Annotated in this window: 12 protein-coding genes and 1 pseudogene; 7 read left to right on the forward strand and 6 right to left on the reverse strand. The window is 42.0% G+C overall.

Annotation, left to right across the window (positions count from 1 at the left end):
• Positions 1–11: 11 nt before the first annotated feature.
• The 6 genes and pseudogenes from FIS9605_RS0118610 to FIS9605_RS0118630 form a co-directional block, all read right to left on the reverse strand.
• Positions 12–1,067, reverse strand: a complete 1,056-nt coding sequence (locus FIS9605_RS0118610) for a glycosyltransferase (RefSeq protein WP_026733955.1) — start codon at positions 1,065–1,067, stop codon at positions 12–14.
• Between the two features lie 526 nt (positions 1,068–1,593).
• Positions 1,594–2,166: a GAF domain-containing protein gene (locus FIS9605_RS46645; RefSeq protein ID WP_442854723.1), complete on the reverse strand. Its 573-nt coding sequence runs from the start codon at positions 2,164–2,166 to the stop codon at positions 1,594–1,596.
• A gap of 21 nt (positions 2,167–2,187) precedes the next feature.
• A pseudogene (locus tag FIS9605_RS46650) lies at positions 2,188–2,853 on the reverse strand (DapH/DapD/GlmU-related protein); the annotation flags it as partial.
• An 89-nt stretch (positions 2,854–2,942) separates the two neighbouring features.
• Positions 2,943–4,163, reverse strand: coding sequence for a glycosyltransferase family 2 protein (locus tag FIS9605_RS0118620; protein WP_035140046.1), 1,221 nt, complete (start codon positions 4,161–4,163; stop codon positions 2,943–2,945).
• Positions 4,164–4,197: 34 nt separating this feature from the next.
• On the reverse strand, positions 4,198–6,486 hold the full coding sequence (locus tag FIS9605_RS37410; RefSeq protein WP_051470061.1) for a GumC family protein: 2,289 nt from the start codon (positions 6,484–6,486) through the stop codon (positions 4,198–4,200).
• A gap of 107 nt (positions 6,487–6,593) precedes the next feature.
• Entirely contained in the window at positions 6,594–7,397 is an 804-nt protein-coding gene (locus tag FIS9605_RS0118630) for a WecB/TagA/CpsF family glycosyltransferase (RefSeq protein ID WP_026733958.1), read from the reverse strand.
• A 990-nt stretch (positions 7,398–8,387) separates the two neighbouring features.
• Here FIS9605_RS0118630 and FIS9605_RS0118635 point away from each other — a divergent pair.
• The 7 genes from FIS9605_RS0118635 to FIS9605_RS45335 all read left to right on the forward strand — a co-directional run bounded on the left by FIS9605_RS0118635 (position 8,388) and on the right by FIS9605_RS45335 (position 17,791).
• Positions 8,388–8,765, forward strand: coding sequence for a helix-turn-helix domain-containing protein (locus tag FIS9605_RS0118635; RefSeq protein ID WP_026733959.1), 378 nt, complete (start codon positions 8,388–8,390; stop codon positions 8,763–8,765).
• Between the two features lie 1,450 nt (positions 8,766–10,215).
• Complete coding sequence (locus tag FIS9605_RS37415) at positions 10,216–11,559, forward strand: glycosyltransferase (protein ID WP_051470062.1); 1,344 nt, start codon at positions 10,216–10,218, stop codon at positions 11,557–11,559.
• Complete coding sequence (locus FIS9605_RS0118645; protein ID WP_026733960.1) at positions 11,556–12,902, forward strand: oligosaccharide flippase family protein; 1,347 nt, start codon at positions 11,556–11,558, stop codon at positions 12,900–12,902. Before FIS9605_RS37415 ends, FIS9605_RS0118645 begins: the two co-directional genes overlap by 4 nt.
• A 25-nt stretch (positions 12,903–12,927) precedes the next feature.
• On the forward strand, positions 12,928–13,908 hold the full coding sequence (locus FIS9605_RS0118650) for a class I SAM-dependent methyltransferase (protein WP_026733961.1): 981 nt from the start codon (positions 12,928–12,930) through the stop codon (positions 13,906–13,908).
• A 354-nt stretch (positions 13,909–14,262) separates the two neighbouring features.
• Complete coding sequence (locus FIS9605_RS0118655; RefSeq protein ID WP_231510393.1) at positions 14,263–15,456, forward strand: O-antigen ligase domain-containing protein; 1,194 nt, start codon at positions 14,263–14,265, stop codon at positions 15,454–15,456.
• 169 nt (positions 15,457–15,625) lie between these two features.
• Positions 15,626–16,618 carry a glycosyltransferase family 2 protein gene (locus FIS9605_RS0118660; RefSeq protein ID WP_026733963.1) on the forward strand — a complete coding sequence of 331 codons (993 nt, stop codon included), beginning with the start codon at positions 15,626–15,628 and terminating at the stop codon, positions 16,616–16,618.
• Positions 16,619–16,744: 126 nt separating this feature from the next.
• Entirely contained in the window at positions 16,745–17,791 is a 1,047-nt protein-coding gene (locus FIS9605_RS45335; protein ID WP_051470112.1) for a glycosyltransferase, read from the forward strand.
• Positions 17,792–17,793: the final 2 nt, after the last annotated feature.

The raw sequence follows: 17,793 nt of genomic DNA on the forward strand, positions 1-17,793 counted from the left end.
CTATAGAGTACTTAACTCGCCCTAGTATAGACTTTTTCTCTTAATTGAGCAATTTCATAATTTAATTTTTCTGTAATTGGTAACTCTAAAATCTTAAACATATCCTTTAGGCGATAACGCCAATCATGTCTTAAGAGACATTCACGGTAGTTTCTCTGCGAGTTAGCTATTAGAGTCGCATTATCATTCAACAATTCCTCAAAAAATGAAATCCAGTCTGCTGAATTGTTAGGTATTTCAATTGCGCTATTTTCCCAGTCCAACAAATCAGCCACACCTTTACCAAAAGGTTTTGTTCCCACAACTGTGCAACCAGATGACCAAGACTCAAACCAACGCATTAGAATTGGGGAATATCCTTGAAAACGTTCTATTTTGCTTGCTTCAAAGCATAAACTAATTTTTGATAGACTTAAGAGTTTGAATAACAATTTTGTATGCTTTTTTATATCAAAAACTTCAGGTTGAGAGAATGTAGAGTGAAAATAGATTTTATCGCTTTTCTGCTCATTGAAGTGTAGCTGTAAACACTTATTTATCTCGGGATCGGTTCTTCCATAGCTGATGACATCGATGCTGCGATTAATAGAGTTTGAGCCTAGGTGTAGCACGTTAGTTGCCAGTGGTAAGAATGTTGTACTTACAGTACCACTGCTACTGATATCATTAGCAGTTTCAGCACATATTACGAATAGATGATCCAAGTATGGAATTATTTCTCTATCAAGATAGCGGGGATTAAAGCCATCCAATAGATAGCCAATCCGCAGATCAAACTTCTTGAACAGAGAACCAAGAGCATACATTGATAAAAGAAAATCAGGTCTTATACCCACGGCTAAGAGAATATTTGGCCCTTTACCTAGAGTAGGTAAGTCCTTAATCTTGTGCCATGACTTGAAAATTCGATGTCTGTAGCGCCTAAGAAATTGAATATTATTGTTCGGTAAAGGGTAAATGAATGTAGCATCACATGCAGATGACAACACTTCCTCAAGAGGATAAAGTGCTGACCAGCCAACATGTTGATTTCCGGGATAAAGTTCTGACAATACAAATAGATTCATATTTTTCTCAGCCTTGTTATTGGCTGATTCTTTGCCCAGTCAACTCACTCAGCCAAGCAGCTACTATGTGTCTATTCCATAACCCATCACCCTGGCATTTTTCCACTAAAGCTTACCAAAACAATGCTTACTGCACATTGTCAGCAATCATTTGCGTATTTGCTACTAGATAATGGCGCTTTTGTCAATAAGTAATAGTAATAAAAAATCCCGAAAACTATGCAGTTAGAAAACATAATTTTTAGGAAAGCGATGCACTATAAATTACACGCTTCATCTACTGTTAATCTGAAAACTCAGTAAACAGCATATTTTCTTACACCATAATTTTACTCACTTTTCAGCATATTTTGAATAACATCAAGATTTTTAGATCGAAACCGTCACGAATAGTCGAGATAGCAGCTGTAATTGCTGATTTACTAGTAATTTGACTTTTATGGTTCTGAAGATTGAGGAGAAAGGGACTTTCAGCCATTTTGCTAGTCTTCGTTCGTGAGTACATCCTTTTGAAGGAGCGCTAAAGTCAGTAAACGAAGTGGTATCCAATGTAGTCAGCAACTACTTGCAACATCTTGGCATCGTTATCGGTGAAATGTCGGGGACGAAATGTACCAACATGTAAGACTCCAAGCGCTCGGCCTTTGACAAACAGCGGCACACCAAGCATCGATCGGATTCCCTTGTCACGGAGAATTGGGCTGACAACCTCCTGCTTAGACATGTCATCTACGCTCATGCAAGTACGGCTAGCTGCAATCTGTCCGGCAAAGCCGCGACCAAGAGGGATGCGAATATTTGCTGATTTTTCTTCCTCCAGCCCAATGGTGGCAAACACAGCCAATTCTTGCTTGTTCTCTATTTGTAGCAGCACTGTACTGGTGTCAACGATCATTAGCCGACAGATGCAGTCTAGTAGTAGATACAGCAACTGCTCTAAGAGCAACTGAACCGGAACAGTGTCGGTGACGTTTTGAAAGTACTTGTGGTCTTGCTTTACGGTCTGCTCAATTTGGGTGAAGACAGCACTAAGCGGAGTGGAAAAGCTACTGTCATCTGAACGCATGTCTTCTTGACTGTGTGTGGATGGCAGGAGCATATTAGGCTTTCGGCTGCGACTCACCCGCGCTGGTACACCAACAGCAACTGAGTAAGGAGGAATATCTTTAGTGACGACTGCTCCTGCTCCAATTACACTCCCCTGACCAATAGTAACTCCATCTAAGATTCTCACCCCACTACCGATCCAGCAGTCATCTTCAATGACAATGCCTTTACAGCTTATTCCTTGCAACGCGATCGCACTTGTAGGATCGGCAAAATTATGATTATTGGCATAGATGGCCGAGTGGGATGCAATCAAACATTGTTTGCCAATTTTGATATGACCAGGCCCAGCCATGCAAACATAGGGGCCAATAAAACTAGATTCACCAATTTCAACATAGCCATTTTCCAGAACTTTGATATCTACACCACGCTCAAGCCAAGTCCGATCGCCAATGACAATCCTACTGTTGGGAGCACCGCAATCTAAGCAAACATCACGGTAAATTCTAACCTCGTTTCCCAGCTCAATTGCAAAAGCGTGGATAAACTCAACACCGGTTTGGATAGTAACTGAGTTACCTAATCGGGCAAAAATATAACGATATAGCAGCCTCCGTAGAGCTACACCCAATTTGAGTGGAATTGAACCCACTAACGAAATTGCAATCGATTCCTTGTGAGGAAACCAAGGAAAAAGAGGTTTTTTCCGGCTTTGATAATTCATATTTAATCTCATATTAGAAACATAAATATTCGTATTTATGTATGATTAAAATATGAGAATTTATCCTAAATAATTAATATAAATAAAGCTTCCCAAAATCCCTACTTCTCAGTAACGGAATCCCGTTGCGTCCGAATCCATTTTGTCTGAGGTTGAACTAGAAAAGCTAAATAAAGTGGAATCTTCCGCAGGATGTATAGAGGTACGGCAAACATCGTCTGCACAGGGAAGTTAGCCCGGCCAAACTTACTCCAAGCTGCAACGATCGAGATAAAAATTAGTAGCCCTTCCATTGCTAGCAAGATGGTTGGCAGCCAAGAAGTCCCCAAACCTCCAGCTAAGGCGGCTCCTCCTATAGCAGTTGCCCACATCATTACCAACAACGAGAGTGGTGGTACACATAAGTCCAGGGCGATCGCCAACAAATCAAAACGCTTCTGATCAATAGAAGCTCGTAGCAGTGTGGGAATTTGCGTGAGCATGATTTGCAAATAACCATGTTCCCAGCGTGTCCTTTGGCTGTTGGCTGCGTGCTGCTGTTGTGGGAATACCCCTGTGACTTGAGCATCTAAGCAAAATTGGGGAGAATATCCAGCGATGGCAAGATCCACAGCAAGTTGCATATCCTCAACAATATTACCGCTAGCTAAAGAAACCTTTTGGATGACTGACCAGGGAAAAGCCATACCTGTACCCGTTAATAAGCAGGGTAGGCCTAGTTGCTTTAATCCCGTCGGACGGACTAAGTTCTTAACCATAAATGCTAGTGCCGAAACCAGTTCCTTTGGTTCTGGGTTCGGGGGTGGTGTCAACAGGTAGACAGCCTGAATTGGACGTACTGTAGCTTTAGCCAAACAAGCAATCCGAGCGATCGCGCCCGGATGAACTATACAGTCTGCATCCACCATCACCACTACCTCGGGAGGATTAGTCGCGATATATTGCAGACCATAGTCTAAAGCGTAACCCTTACCCCTGTGCTGGGGATCGTAGCGCGAGATCGCGGTTGTGCCTGCCTTTTGGGCTACAGCTGCTGTTTCATCGTCACAATTATCGGCAATGACGATCGGGCGATCCTGTTCTGATAACTGTGGTAGCAACGATTGCAGTGTGGCACTAATTCCTGCTGCTTCATTATGGGCTGGAACTAAAACGTCAACTCTGGGTTGAGAGACAAGTGCGTCTTTACACTCAGTTTGGTGTTGGGAAAAGAGTGCCGCAATACATTCAACGAAAAAGACAGAGATGGGAATGAAAAGCCCGAGGGCGATCGCCAACAAGACAATTTCAAAACATCGGATCGCCAGTTGATAAACTATCACCACTTTTGAACCTTTTTTGTTTGGCTTGGTTTTTTTATAAAGAACTGGAAGCAGCCGATGATTTGGCTTTTAGCAAGTTACGGACACTGGATGAACTTTTTTTGCTTGTCTCGATATTATTAGCGACTATACCCAAAACAGGTAAGTGCAACATTCGCAGGCGGTGCAGTGCCTGAGTTAATAACGAACGTTTGGTTTTGCCCACTCCCACAACCATCAATATTCCATCTGTATGCTCAGCTAGAAAATAGCTATCAGCAAAACCAAGCAGATGGGGTGTGTCATAAATCACTAAGTCAAAAGCTTGATGAAATTGCTCCATTACATGCTGCATCTGAGTAGATCCAAGCATCCTGGTAGAGGATGGTAGGATTTTGCCAGAGGTCAACACAAAAAGGTTATTTTGTATACGTGATAGCTGGGTGTTAGATGGGCGAGGAGCCAGGTCTTCAGAAATCATGTTGCTTAACCCATGCACATTTTCCAAACCTAGCTTAGTGTGGAGATAAGGTAGACGGAAGTTTGCATCAACTAGTAAAGCTTTCTTACCCATATAGGCTGCGGCTTGAGCCAAATGCAAAGCAATAGTTGATTTTCCATCTCCAGGTGCAGGTGAAGTCACAACTAAAGATTGGGTTTTAGGAGCACCAGCAAGAAAACGAACGCTGGCGTAGAGAGAATCGAAAGCTGACAAAAATTTAGTATCTTCCTCAGTCCCGTCAATTGCGCCGATAACTTCTGAAGAATGTTGTGCATTTTCATTCCAAGGAATCACCTCTAACACAGGTAATTTGATTTCATTTTCAATGTCTTCAGAGGTGTAGAAGACATTGCTGTGTTTTTCTTTAAGGGCAGCAGCTCCCAATCCCAATGCACCAGCCGCAACCAATCCCATAGCTAGCTTCTTGAGATTATCGCTCTTAGTTGATATCAAGTTGCCATTTTCATCGCGCGGTATTCTGGGCGGAGAAACGACTTCCCAAGGCACTTCGCGCTGTGCTGCATCGACTTGCAAGGTTTCTCGCTGTATTGAAAGTTGGTTGAGCGTTTTGGTAGCAATTTCTAGCCGCCGCCGCAGTTCATTATACTGGCGCATATTAACTGGAAACTGATTTACTTGCTGAGCCAGGTAAGCTTCAGACTGAGCAAGTGCACCAAGACGACTCTCTAAAACTTGAATATTATTAGTAGTATCAACCAGTTGTTTGATTAGTGTCAGACGGGTAGGATCTTGAAAATTTAGTAATTTGGGATTTACCCCTTGAGTTGGCAGCTTTTGCCCCAGAATATTTTGGGCTTCCTGATTCAACAGCTGAGATAAATTTTGCTGCTGCTGCCGCAGCTTTTGAAAAGATGGATGTTCTTCACTAAACCTTGCTGCCTCCATGACCATCACACTCTCTAGTTTCTTCAACTCTCCCAGTAGCTCTTGATAGCGAGGTTCTTGACTAAGAGTAGAAGCAGCTAGTGCTTCATCAGGTGTTAGCCTTAATTGTTGTTGCAATCTCTCGTAGAGCCGCTTATTCTCTTGCAAATCCTTTTGGGCGTTTAGTTTCTGAGCTTCGACTTCACGAACTTGCTGAGATAATTCTTCAACTTGACTTTCGGGATCGCTCAATTTGTATTTCTGTTGAAGCCTTTGTAAATTGCCCTCTAGGGTACTAACTTGCTGTTGCAATTTCGGGAGCTGAGCATCAATGAATTTAACACCTGCGTTAATACGCTTCTTGCGATCGTTAAGACTGAAACTTAAATACTCTTTAGCAATTTCTGACAAAACAAACTCGACTTTTTCAGGGTCAGAATCCTTGTAAATAACTTCTATGATGTTAGTCGAGTCAAGTAAATCTTCGCCAATGCGTTGAACTACTAAATTCTGATTAAGTGTTTCGTAAGTAATGTCAGGATATCGGGCTTGGATTTTTTGAACAACTCGCCCCAGCATCTCAGTTCCTTGCAAAACCCGAAGCAGAGATGGATAATTTACATCAGTTTTTGGATTGTTATTAACTTCTCCATTACGCGATATAAAAGAAGGATCTGTCAGTTTAGCTTCAGAAGTTACAGGCTCTACTAAAATCTGAAAATTGCCTTCGTAGCTACGAGGGGAAGACAAGACGAAGTATATAGTTATAGTCGCCACTAAACTGGCAATGCTACTAATCAAAAGGAGATTTCGCTGAAACATTCTCATGAATGGACGCAGATCCAATCCTCGTTTCTTAAATTCAGCAAAATCATCTGTTTCAACTAATCTCAGGTCTTGTAACTGATCTCTACGCTCGATAAGTGTAAAGGCTTGAGCTTCTTGTTTATCCTTCATAGTGACCGCTATAGATTTTATGTAGTTTTCCCCTGAATCAGTGCTTAAAAAGCATGGACATCAAATGCTAAATAGTCCAAAAATCCTAATTAATTAATAGTTAGATATTATTGCGTACTAGGACAATCCTTTTTTATTTCATACAACTCTGATATCTGCTGTTCAGTAAATGGCATTTTATATAAATTGAGCTTTTGTTTGAGAATTAACCAAAAAAAAGGTATGTCTTCTACCAAGTATCTTTTCCATAATCTTCTAGGTTCAGATGCCAACCTGTATAACCATTCCAACCCCACCTCTCTCATCCATTTTGGAGCTCTTCCGATCTCACCTGCTTCAAAATTAATAGTTGCGCCTATGGCCAAAAATATTTTTATATTTGGTAACTTGTTTTTGTATTTACATATCCATTTTTCTTGTTTTGGTGCACCTACTCCGATTGCTAACACTGTTGCACCAGAGTTATTAATCATGGCAATAATTTTTCTACACTCTTGTTCTTTATTTTCAAACCCCCAAGAGGGAGAATAAGAACCAACAACAATATCTCTTCCTAATTTATTATTAATTCTAGTTTGAGCTTTGACAGCAACATCATTACTTCCCCCCAATAAAAATATCTTAATTTTTTCATTGTTTTTGTGATATTCATAAAATGCAGGGAAAAAATCAGAACCTGCTATTTTTTCTTGGATTGACGTACCTAAAAATCGAGATGCATAAATTAAAATTTGACTATCGCATAACTTGTAGTCAGCAATGCTATAAACATTGAAAAACTCACTGTCGTATTGCAATTTGATGATGTGATCCACGTTAGGTGTAAATACAATACCGGAGTTGAGATTTTGTAACACTTCCTTGAGAGATACATTGCTAATTTCAATATTTAACAATCTAACTCTTTTCATATTTATCTCTTTAATGCTTGACCCTGATTTTGCTTGATTAACTCTTGCTTTTGCTGTATGACTGTTGTGTTCAAAGTGAGAAACACTTTATTTAGCAAAGCAAGTTATTCTGATGAACTGACAGTAGACTTTCGCTACGTAGCGACAAACTAAGCATTGACTGGGCTTGAACAGGGTAAAAGCTTTCACATTATCCTCCCTTGTTGGAAGTATCTGGAAAGCAGCTGCCAAGCTTATTGTTGAGAGATTATCTGTGTTATGCTCAATTAAACATCAATTTTTTTTGAAATGATTTTTTTCATAGAAAGTCTCAGGCTGATGTATCAATCCAGGCTTTCTCAGTAGCGCGATCGCATCTTTTAGATACGCTTGGAATTAAAATTTAAATTTACTTGATTGGGGCGTACCTAGTTAGCTACTGGGGAGCCTCATTTTTTATTCAGTGTTGAGTTGACGTAAAGTTAGAGAAAGTTTACCTAAATAGTAAATACTAAAAATGCTGCTGTGACTGTGTTTTAGCTGTGTTCTCTTGAAGCCTCAAGAGCTTACACGGTTGCGATTTGATGTTATGATTCACACACTGTTCAGACAGCAGCCACTTACTTTAAGGATGGAAGGCCACAAACTCAACCATAAAGATAAAGTTCTGACCCACAAACTTTAAGCTTTATACAAAATTGCCTGGCGGAACATAGCACTGGGTGTAAGCTTCTGTATGCATAGTCCCTAGTTATGAAAAATTCTTTCATTGACTAGGTAGCCAATTGATGAGTCGACAGTAATGTCTAATTTGTGACAATCAAGCCGCCAGTTCTACAAAGGTAAATCTCCCATACGCATAACACGTCATTGAAAAGCAATGCTAAAAAGAGTTCTTTACTGATATTTAACTATATGCTTTCAAAGTTTTTACAATAGCTCAATATAGCGCTTCCTAATTGAGTGCAGTACAGTAATAGAAGTGACTATGCTCGTAGGTGACTAGTAAAAATGAAAGCTTACTCGTTGGATCTGCGGCAGAAAATCATTGACATTTACAACACAGAACAGATCTCACAACGTCAACTGGCAAAACGCTTTGGTGTCAGCAAAAGCTTTGTGCAAACGCTGCTTAAACGCTATCGCAAAGAAGGCACGATAGCCAGAAAGCCACGCGCAGGAGGAAAACCAAGACTATTAACTTCAGTACATTTAGAACAACTGAGACATTTAGCAACTGAGAACAAGCACGCCACCTTAGAAGAATTATGTGAATTGCTATATCAAAAGACACAGGCACGAGTCAGTCGTTCTACAATGGGACGTATCTTGCAAGAGATGAATTTAACACGCAAAAAAAAACCTCCCCGCCAGCGAACAAAACAATAATTATATCCAGAACCTTAAGATGATAGTGAGATGAGATTAGTGCTGGGTTAGAACGTATTTATACTAGACAGCTAAGTTTTAATTGATTCAAAACACAAAAAAATTACCTTCATGACGATCGCGAGTTCTCACCGATTGTAAACTACTGCTCTAAAGTCAAATAATTATTGCAAAAAGTTGCTGTTTTTACCTATTAAGCTGTTAGCTTTACTACTATTAAAATCTTCTCTTCTGCAAAGACAAAGGATATTACCTATCGGTTACTGTATTGTAGGCAATTGAGAACAGCTATATTTTCTTTTTCAAATCTTAAAAAATAGACTGTTGTCAAATCAACTCACAATTTATTGTTGTTATGTAGATAGGGCAAAGCTTTTACCATCCTAAAATACAGAGGATTTTCTGGAGAGAATATGTAAAGTTTTTATGAAGATGCACTAAAAAGTTGAATTGCTAGTAGTAAGCCAAAGTGATTTTGATAAGTTTTGAATTTTGGCAGCGAGTAGAAATAGAACAGCAAATCAGGTTAAGCTAGAAACGCTCGCTATGTGGTTTTGTGGCGGTTTTGCTTTAGGTAAATGACTGATATAATTTCACTTTCAGGTTGCTCAAATTAGCAGCGATGACTGATTCCGGTCAGTATAGTGGAGACAACTGCCAAAGCGATCGCACGCTCTTATTCATTAAATGCGGCTGTGATTGACAGTTTAGAGCTAGCGGTAAATCAGCATAATGTACTTCGGAAATGTCACGGTGCAATCATTGCTTGCAACACTCGACTTATAAGGCATTTTGATGCACTGCATTGTCAAAAAAACCTACTGGATCAAGGATTTCGTATTTGCAGAGAATGATATCCTGACAGTCGATAGCTATGAGGGAATGCAAAGATTATATTTTTATATAAAAAATCATACTCAGGAGTGAAATTTATAGTAGCTTGATATAGTCTTGCTCAAATCTTCATAAATAAGCATGACCAAAATCTGCTGCTGGCTTTTTCTCAAAGCTTAATTTGTAGGGCTTCGGGTGGAAAAAAAGCTTACGGGATGGGATAGAAAGTATATGAATATTTTATGAAGATTGTACGCAGTTAACAGCTTAACATTAATATAATTTTATAACTTTAAGTTTTCGTGGCAAAAATTTGCAGAGAACATAAAAGCTCTGTTGCAAAGGCTCGGTTTATGTGGCCACTCTAAAGATTTCAGCCGTAAATTTAACTCATTCTCTGTCCTCCAACGTCAAATAGTTGAAGAAAATCGCGGTGTGGTTAATGCCAAAACCTCACCCATCAATCATGTCTGCTAGTTACTAGTGACACCACTTGTAGCTTATTCACTGTGGGTAGAGATAGGGGTTGGATTAGAGGTCATATATTGGCATGAGTTATCCAATAGCTCGCCTCGCTCTTTTCTTTTAACCCAGTTCGTCAATTGCGAGAGTAAAGATGTCTTTCACGATCGCCTACTTAATAAATCAGTATCCCAAGGTCAGTCACAGTTTTATTCGCCGAGAAATCAACAGCCTAGAGACATATGGAATCAAAATACAGCGATTTGCAATCCGTTCTTGCAGCACAGAGTTGGTTGATGAAGTGGACAAATTAGAACAACAGAAGACTCAGGTAGTCTTGGGAATTGGGATAGTAGGCTTGCTTATTGCTTTACTCCGCACTGTTCTAGTCCGACCAATTCGTTTTCTACAAGCCTTGTGGTTGACGCTCAAGCTTGGTTGGCGTTCGGAGCGAGGTCTTTGGTATCATCTGATCTACTTAGCTGAGGCTTGCGTTCTTTTACGTTGGTGGACAGATGCAGGTATAGTCCATGTTCACGCTCACTTTGGCACGAATTCCACCACAGTAGCGATGTTGTGCCGCGCCATCGGTGGGCCACCCTACAGTTTCACTGTACATGGCCCTGAAGAGTTCGATTCTGTCAAGTCTCTAGCCTTAGCAGAAAAAGTTGAACGGGCTACTTTTGTCGTCACCGTTAGTTCCTTTGGCAAAAGTCAGCTTTATCGTTGGTGTCCTCAACAGCAGTGGTCAAAAATTCATGTGGTTCGTTGTGGTGTAGATAATGCATTTCTGGATATAGCACCCACCGCTACACACTCCCAGCCACGCTTCGTCTGTGTTGCCAGGATGGGCGAAGCCAAGGGGCATCTGCTTTTAATGGATGCCGTAGCTCAATTAGTAGCCCTTGGCTTGCAGTTTCAGCTAGTATTGGTGGGCGATGGGCCTCTACGCGACGAAATTGAAAATGCGATCGCCCGACTCGGACTACAAGATTGTGTCAAAATCATCGGCTGGGCCAGCAATGCTGAGGTTCGTCAACAGATCCTAGCTGCACGAGCAATGGTGCTACCTAGCTTTGCTGAAGGTTTGCCAGTAGTACTCATGGAGGCTTTAGCACTAGGCTGTCCAGTTATCAGCACCTATATTGCCGGAATTCCAGAACTAGTAGAGCCGGGTGTCTGTGGTTGGCTAGTTCCACCCGGCTCAGTCGAAGCATTAGTAGCAGCTATGCGAGAAGCATTGCTGTTACCAATGAACAAGCTGGAACAAATGGGTATCCAAGGGCGAAAGCGAGTTATTCAACGGCATAATGCCACAGTTGAAGCTGGCCGCCTAGCGACACTATTTCGTTCTAGCATCGAGAATTCCAAAAATCAGGCAATTGAAATTTCGTCAACTGTTGATTATTCAAATAACCGTAATGTCGAGGAGAAAGTGCTACATCAAAACTTACTGAATTTCTCTGCTACCGATTTACCTTCTTCCCAGAAATCATGACCTCACTGAAGAAGCTTGCCATCAGTGGTACGGTTTGGACTATCGCTGGCTATGGAGTGAGCCAACTCCTGAGACTAGGCGGTAACTTGATTTTGACTCGTCTACTCTTCCCACAATTTTTTGGCCTGATGGGTCTGATCAGCATTTTCCTGATGGGCTTGCAGCTGTTCTCGGACATTGGTATTAATGAAAGCATCATCCAGAATAAGCGCGGGGATGAACCAAATTTTCTTAACACTGCCTGGAGCTTACAGGTTATTCGTGGCATTGGTTTGTGGTTATGTTGCGTTTTGATTGCTTGGCCGCTTGCTAAGTTTTACGGAGAACCCCAGTTCTTATTGTTGCTTCCGGTGGTTGGTCTGAGCACTGTGATCTCTGGCTTCAACTCCACTGCCTTATCCACGCTCAACCGTAATATGTTTGTCCGTGAGTTGGCACTTTTTGAACTTAAAGTGCAGGCGGTATCCCTGACAGTGATGATTATCTGGGCTTGGTTTAGTCCAACGATCTGGGCTCTTGTAATTGGTAACATTACAGCAGCTTTGCTACGTATGGTTTGGAGCCATCGCTTGAATTCTGGGCCACCTAATCGCTTTGCTTGGGATCGAGATGCAGTCAAAGCCATATTTTCTTTAGGTAGGTGGATATTTTTTTCGACGGCTTTATTCTTCTTAGCTGAACAATCTGACCGACTGATTCTCGGCAAATTGATTTCTATAGAGCTTTTGGGTATATATAGCATTGCTTTCACACTTGCTGACATCCCACGTCAGGTTCTTTTGGCGCTCAGTAGTAAAGTAATTTTTCCAGTTTTTTCTAAATTTGCTGACCTTCCTCGCGAAATCTTTCGTGAGAAAATTCAAAAGAACCGCAAGTTTATTTTGATCGCAATGGCATTGGGCTTGACGGTTCTAGTCAGCTTCGGAGATATCGTAATAATTACCCTGTACGATCGCAGGTATCTTCAAGCCGCGTGGATGTTACCGATTTTGGCATTAGGCATCTGGCCGCGAGTACTTACCCAAACAATTGATACGTCACTTTTGGCTGTTGGCAACGCTAAATATTTAGCAATTGGTAGTTTTTCCAAGTTTATTTTTATGATTCTTGGATTGCCCCTGGGATTTTACCTCATGGGTCTTCCTGGAGCTGTGATGACAGTTGCCCTTAATGACCTTCCCTTCTATAGCGTAATAATTTATGGTCTTTGGCGTGAGAAACTTGCCTGTATAAAACAAGATATTGAAGCTACTTTGATATTGTTTGCATTCATCAGTTTCGTGATGATTTTTAGAATCATTTTGGATTGGGGACTACCTATAAGTACTCTCTATAATTCTTGAACTTTATGAATTGTTGAGAAAAACAATGACTGTTTGTGCAATTTGTAATCACTCGCTCGGTAATAAATCTTATTTCGTACGAGAAATGATGTTTGGATTTAGAGATGAATTTGAATATTTTGAATGTGGTCAATGTGGATGCTTGCAGCTTAAAAATATTCCGGAAAATATTTCCAAATACTACCCTGATGATTTTTATTCTTTTCAAATTCCTGTAGTCGAAGAGGAAAACACACTTCAGTCTTTTCTCAGACATCAGAGAATGAAATACTTAATTGCTGGAAATACTTATTTGGAGCCTTTACTTTCAAAAATCCTGACCAAAATATCTGGCATACCTCAACCAATTTACTATGATTGGGTAAAAAAACTGAAATTACCTATGGATTCAAAAATTTTAGATGTAGGTTGTGGAGTTGGTAAATCTCTTCTGAGTATGCGCTCTGATGGGTTTACCGACCTCACAGGAATCGATCCTTTTATAGAAAAAGATATTTTCTATGAAAATGGAGTGAAAATTTTTAAGAAACACTTAGATGAAATGGAAGGGCAATTTGATTTCATCTTTCTCAACCATTCTTTTGAGCACATGCCCAACCCATTAGCTGTAATTAAGAAATTATATAGTCTATTAAAGAGCGATAAACATATAATTATTAGTATCCCATTAGCTTCTTCTTTTGCTTGGCGCAAATATGGTATTCATTGGGTACAAATAGACGCTCCACGTCATTTTTTTGTGCATACAATTAAAAGTATGGAAATTTTGGCAAATCAAGGAGGTTTTCAAATTGCAGATGTTGAATTTAACTCAAATTGTTTTCAGTTCTGGGGAAGCGAACAGTTTCTCAGAGACATACCCTTGATAGACAGTATTTCTTATGCTGTAAATCCTGAAAATTCTATTTTTTCTAAAAATGAAATCAAAAGCTTTGCGAAAAAGTCTACACAGCTAAATAAGGAAAAAGATGGCGATCAAGCAAGTTTTTACTTGTATAAACCTTAAAGGGGACTGGGGATTGGGGAACTCAGGGCCCCCACGACCGCTCTTAGTGGGGATTAGGGGCAACGGGGATTGGGTATAAGTTATTTCCCGATCGCCGTTCCCCGTTCCCTGTTAAGAGTTCCCTGTCTTTCTTAGGAACTAACTTACAACTACGTCAAACTCAATTTATATTTTTACTAAGTAAAGCTGATGAACCCTCTGGTATATATTGTCATGTTTGGCTGGATTCCGTTTGTCATCTATCTATTTAGGTGGGTGCCAGCTCAGAGGGCAGTGATTGTGTGTTTCATCATCGCGTGGCTATTCCTACCCGTCGTCAAGTTTCACTTCTCAGGTCTCCCAGACTATACCAAAATGTCAGCGACCTGTTATGGCATTCTATTAGCAACTATTATATTTGACATTAAACGCTTCAGTTCCTTTCAGCTAGGTTGGCTTGACCTGCCGATGTTAGTTTGGTGCTTATGCCCTCTCGCATCGTCAATTACTAATGGTTTGGGTTTATACGATGGGTTATCATCTGTTCTCGACCAAACTGTCACTTGGGGATTACCGTATTACCTGGGTCGATTGTATCTCAATAACCTGGATGGATTGCGTAAGTTAGCCATTGACATATTCATCGGCGGTTTAATCTATATCCCTCTGTGCTTATTTGAACTCCGCATGAGTCCACAGTTGCACCGAATATTTTACGGCTTCCACGCACGCAGCGCTTTTGGCCAAACAATCCGAGGTGGAGGATACAGGCCAACAGTTTTTATGGAACACGGCCTCATGGTTGGTGCGTGGATGATGGCAGCTGCACTACTTGGTGTTTGGTTGTGGAAGGCTGGCATTATCAAGCAAGTCTGGGGTATTTCAGTTAAGTGGCTTGTAGCTGCATTAATAATAACAACCATATTAGTAAAATCCACAGGTGCGGTAATTTTACTGGTACTGGGGCTGTGCATCTTATTCTTTTCCAATAGGTTTCGTACTTCCCTGCTGATATTGATGGCGATCGCCGCGATCTCATCACATGTGTATCTGGGAGTGAGCGGACAATTTCCTGCAGATCAAATTGTTGCTGTTGTATCCAATGTGTTCAATGAAGAACGAGCACAATCAGTGCAGTTTAGATTTGAGAATGAAAAGCTCCTTTCCGAAAAGGCGCGGGAGAGAATCGTTTTTGGGTGGGGAGGATGGGGACGCAGCCGCGTGTATGACGAGTGGGGAAAGGATATTTCAGTCACTGATAGTTTGTGGATTCTTGCTTTTGGCACTAAGGGGTTAGTAGGCATCATCAGCTTAATGGCATCGATATTACTGCCGGCGATCGCATTTGTGCTACTTTACCCGGCTCAGATGTGGAATCACCACAAAGTGGCATCAGTTGCAGCTCTAGCAGTGCTTTTGGTTTTGTATATGTTGGACTGTCTGCTAAACGCGATGATCAACCCCATCTACATACTCGCATGTGGTGGCATAGCAGGGCTGGTAATCAAGCAAACAACAATTAGTAAAGAAATCAAGCAATTAGAAACTCATATACCTCGTTATAGATAAGGAACTTTTAAATAAAAAATATCCAATCGCTCGCAAGACGAGGGAGACAAGGAAGACAAGGAGGAAGAAGTTGTTGGATGCAGGAGGAGTTTTCTAAGAGCAATTCTCTCTATATGTTCCGAAAATCAACTACTGAAAGTATTAAAAAACGGCGCTTAAAGAAAAATTTATGTCTAATGCAATTCAGCTAGATAACCTATCTCGCCTGTTGGTAGTCATCCTTAACTACCGCACCCCCCAGCTGACAATTGCCTGCTTGCGTTCTTTGGTGGATGAAGTGCGATCGCTACCAGGTACGCGCGTTGTAGTAGTTGACAACGCTTCTGGTGATGGATCTGCGGCACAAATTCAAGGGGCGATCGTAACTGAAAGCTGGGGTGATTGGGTTTCGCTCCTACCACTAGAGCATAATGGCGGATACGCCTTCGGCAATAACGCTGCAATCCGCTTGGGACTTGAGTCAACTAATCCACCATCCTATTTTCTGATCCTTAACCCAGATACGCTTGTTCGTGCTGGAGCCTTAAAAGCTCTGGTAAACTTCATGGATGAACACCCCGATGTAGGAATTGCGGGTAGCCGCCTAGAAGATCCTGACGGCACTCCGCAGCGCTCAGCTTTTCGCTTCCACACTATCTTCAGTGAACTTGATTCCGGTTTGCGTCTGGGAGTGATAACGAAATTATTGTCAAGATGGGTGGTTGCCCCTCCTGTTCGTGAAGACACCTATCAAACCGATTGGGTGTCTGGAGCAAGCATGATTGTTCGCCGCGAAGTCTTTGCATCAGTAGGTTTGCTCGATGAGAAATATTTCCTATATTTTGAAGAAGTAGACTTTTGCTTGCAGGCAAACAAAGCAGGTTGGTCTTGTTGGTACGTTCCTGCTAGTCGAGTTGTGCATCTAGTCGGGCAAAGTACAGGAGTAAATAACCCCAACCAGCGACCCAAACGCCTACCCAAATACTGGTTTGATTCTAGACGCAGATACTTTATCAAAAATCACGGTTGGCTATATGCAGCCCTAGCTGATGCAACTTGGGTGTTTGGTTTCTTTGTGTGGAGATGGCGGCGGGTGATTCAGCGCAAGCCAGACACAGATCCACCCAAGCTAATGAGTGACTTTCTGCTCAATAGCATATTCATGAAAGGAAGTCAAGCTTAACACGGATGACCTATCTGTAGTCGATTTTTAAAACACGATTTTGGTCATAACCTTAATTCACATCAGGCGTAATTCCGGAAGATAAATTCAAAGACAGCGAGATGGTTTGTTCGCAGGGGGGTGCAAGTGCCAAGCTTTTCCAACAACATTGGGGTAGTTGTCATTGGACGCAATGAAGGCGATCGCTTAATCAAAAGCCTAGATGCTGTTGTCGATGGGTCGCGCGTAGTAGTATACGTTGACTCCGGTTCCACCGATGGCAGCTGCGAAATTGCATCTCAACGCGGAGTCGAGGTGGTTAATCTGGATATGTCGATCCCATTCACTGCTGCCAGAGCTCGCAATGCTGGCTTTGAGCGGCTGCGCGCAAAGCATCCTGAAGTAGAGTACGTCCAATTCATTGACGGTGATTGCGAGGTCGTCGAGGGCTGGATCGAGGCAGCCGCCCAAACACTGAATGCCAATCCCGATGCAGTTGCTGTCTGTGGCTGGACGTGCGAACGTTACCCAGACCACAGTATCTATAACCGCATCTGTAGTGTCGAGTGGCGGATGATGGGGCCAATCGGACGGACATCTAGCTTCGGTGGCAACGTGATGATTCGTGCCGATGCCCTGGCGGCCGTAGGGGGCTACGACGCCAGCGTCATCGCCGCCGAAGATGATGAACTGAGCGTGCGGTTGCGTCAAAATGGCGGTACGCTCCTCCGCATCGACCAAGACAGCGTCCTGCACGACGCCGACATGCACAGCCTGTCGCAATGGTGGCGACGTGCCAAACGCTGCGGCTATGCATTTGCTCAAGTTTCGCACATACACGGAGCTTATCCTGAGCGCAAGTTTGTCAAAGAGATATGGCGCACTTGGATTTGGGGGGCGATCGCACCTTTGGGTACACTAGCGCTGTTGCCTTTCACACATGGGCTATCGTTGATTGTCTTGGGGCGCTATCCACTGATCGCTCTGCGGACGATTTTCAAAACGCAGCGACAGGGATTTTCTTGGGCTGACAGCATCGCTTGGGGTTTTTCGTGTGCAGTATCGGTGTTTCCTCAAGCAATTGGTGCTGCCAAGTTCCACCGCGATCGCCTGCTCAAAAAACAGCATGAAATTATTGAACACAAGCTTCCGCAAGCATCCGCGATGAAAGCGATCCAACCAACTGGGAGATAGGT

The sequence above is a fragment of the Fischerella sp. PCC 9605 genome, assembly GCF_000517105.1.
Lineage (GTDB): Bacteria > Cyanobacteriota > Cyanobacteriia > Cyanobacteriales > Nostocaceae > PCC9605.

Coding starts and splice junctions, on each gene's coding strand:
- FIS9605_RS0118610 (WP_026733955.1), bottom strand. CDS start 1,067: ATGAATCTATTTGTATTGTCAGAACTTTATCCCGGAAATCAACATGTT.
- FIS9605_RS46645 (WP_442854723.1), bottom strand. CDS start 2,166: ATGCTCCTGCCATCCACACACAGTCAAGAAGACATGCGTTCAGATGAC.
- FIS9605_RS37410 (WP_051470061.1), bottom strand. CDS start 6,486: ATGAAGGATAAACAAGAAGCTCAAGCCTTTACACTTATCGAGCGTAGA.
- FIS9605_RS0118630 (WP_026733958.1), bottom strand. CDS start 7,397: ATGAAAAGAGTTAGATTGTTAAATATTGAAATTAGCAATGTATCTCTC.
- FIS9605_RS0118635 (WP_026733959.1), top strand. CDS start 8,388: ATGAAAGCTTACTCGTTGGATCTGCGGCAGAAAATCATTGACATTTAC.
- FIS9605_RS37415 (WP_051470062.1), top strand. CDS start 10,216: ATGTCTTTCACGATCGCCTACTTAATAAATCAGTATCCCAAGGTCAGT.
- FIS9605_RS0118645 (WP_026733960.1), top strand. CDS start 11,556: ATGACCTCACTGAAGAAGCTTGCCATCAGTGGTACGGTTTGGACTATC.
- FIS9605_RS0118650 (WP_026733961.1), top strand. CDS start 12,928: ATGACTGTTTGTGCAATTTGTAATCACTCGCTCGGTAATAAATCTTAT.
- FIS9605_RS0118655 (WP_231510393.1), top strand. CDS start 14,263: ATGTCAGCGACCTGTTATGGCATTCTATTAGCAACTATTATATTTGAC.
- FIS9605_RS0118660 (WP_026733963.1), top strand. CDS start 15,626: ATGTCTAATGCAATTCAGCTAGATAACCTATCTCGCCTGTTGGTAGTC.